This window comes from Streptomyces sp. SID3343 (assembly GCF_009865215.1).
Lineage (GTDB): Bacteria > Actinomycetota > Actinomycetes > Streptomycetales > Streptomycetaceae > Embleya.
In genome coordinates this window covers 1-1,573 of sequence record NZ_WWJX01000236.1, presented here as the reverse complement: position 1 = coordinate 1,573, position 1,573 = coordinate 1, and the positions used below count along the sequence as shown (strand labels likewise).

The window sequence follows — 1,573 nt, the reverse complement described above, 5'->3', positions numbered from 1 at the left end:
ACCCTCGCCGACCCCGCGGCCGCGCGCCGGCGGGCCGAGCGGCGGGCCGCCGATGTCGCGGAAGGCGCCGACCGGTTGCGCCGTTGGCTCACCGACCGGGTGCACCAGGGCCTGGCCGGTACCGAGCGCGAGGGCTACGCGATGTGGGACGGCATCGCCGAGCGGATGGTCGACGCGAAGGCTCCGGGCCTGGCGGCTCGGCTGCGTGCCGCGGCGACCATTCCCGCGTCGGGCGCCGAGGGGTGGCCCGGGCGGTTGTTGGAGGACTACGCCGAGCTGTGGTTGCTGCTGCGGGCGCACGAACATCAGGACACGCTCGATCCCGCCCTGACGGCCGGACTTCGGTCCCGGATCGGCTGGACCGTGGACGCGGAGGACCTGCTGCGCAGGGCCCGGGCGGCGGGCACGGTGGTGCGGGATCGGTGGCTGGTGCTGGGCAGCAGGGACAGTACGGAGGGTGGTTTGACGGAGCGGCGGATCTGGCTGCGCGGGAACCGAACCGGTCGAACGGCGTTGGTCCTGGCCTTCGGGCCGCAAGGGCGCCCGCCGCAACTCGCCCTGCCGGTGGGCCGATCGATCGAGGCCGACGCGGCGTTTCACGACGCGGCGGTGCCGTTGCGGGCCGCTCTCGGCGAGCGGTCCGGGGCTTCGACGGAGGGCGACGAGCCGGTCGGAGTGGGCCCGGAGGAGGCCACCTTGGCCTACGCGCAGGCACTGCGCGGCGAACCGTGGTTGGAGTCGTGGCCGGTCGTGCTCGCCGGGGTGGTCGCGGTGCCGGAGCCGATGGGCTGGCGGATCGCGGGCGCCGACGGCTTCTGGCTGCCGGTGGACCGCGCGCGGACCGCGGAGCAGGCGCTGTGGCGACTGTCGGCGATGTCGGGCGGCGCGGGGCTGACGGTGTTCGGCGACTACGGGCCGCGGGGGTTCGTGCCGATGACGGCTTGGCACGAGGGTCGGGCGATCGCGCTGTAGGGCGGGACGTGGTGGCGGGGTCCCGCGCCGGGGCTGGGCTTCGGCGGCTGCGTCGGGATCCTGAGGGGCGCCGAAGTGGGGCCTCGTACCGGGGAGTTCCCGGGCGGGGCTTGGCGATTTGGGTGATCGGCTCGGTATTTCGCGGTGCGACTCGGGCGTGGGCGTGGGCACAGGTTTCGGGCGCGGGGCGCGGGGCGCGGGTGCGTGTTCGGATCGCTCGTGATGGTGATCGACCGGCGAAAGTGGCGTGTGCGAAGGGGAGTTCGGATGCGGGTGGCGGATCCGGTGTGGGACGACCTCGTGTCGGCGGCGCTGGTGGGCACGGGTCGGCGGCGAGCCGCGGAGATCTCGGCCGACGGTGCGCTCGGGGTGATGGCCGCACGGGTGGACCGGACCGACGAGGCGGTCCGATTGCTGGATCTGGCCGCGCTGGTGATGGTGCACCGGCGGGCGGGTCGGCGCGCTCCGGCGGGCGATCCACCGGCGCCGTGCGCCGAGGTGGACCCGCGCCCGGCCGTACCGGAGGCGGCCCGGGCCCGGCTACGGAGCCTGCTCGACGGGGGCGGGACGGACTTGCTGCCCGAGTGGCAGATCGGAAGAG

At 75.2% G+C, this 1,573-nt stretch carries 1 protein-coding gene and 1 pseudogene; both read left to right on the top strand.

Going from position 1 to position 1,573, the window contains the following annotated elements; genetic code table 11:
* A partial coding sequence (locus GT354_RS08510; protein ID WP_161355651.1) for an SWIM zinc finger family protein occupies positions 1 to 972 on the top strand: 972 nt, incomplete at its 5' end.
* Positions 973 to 1,239: 267 nt separating this feature from the next.
* Positions 1,240 to 1,573 (top strand): annotated as a pseudogene (locus GT354_RS08505) (hypothetical protein); the annotation flags it as partial.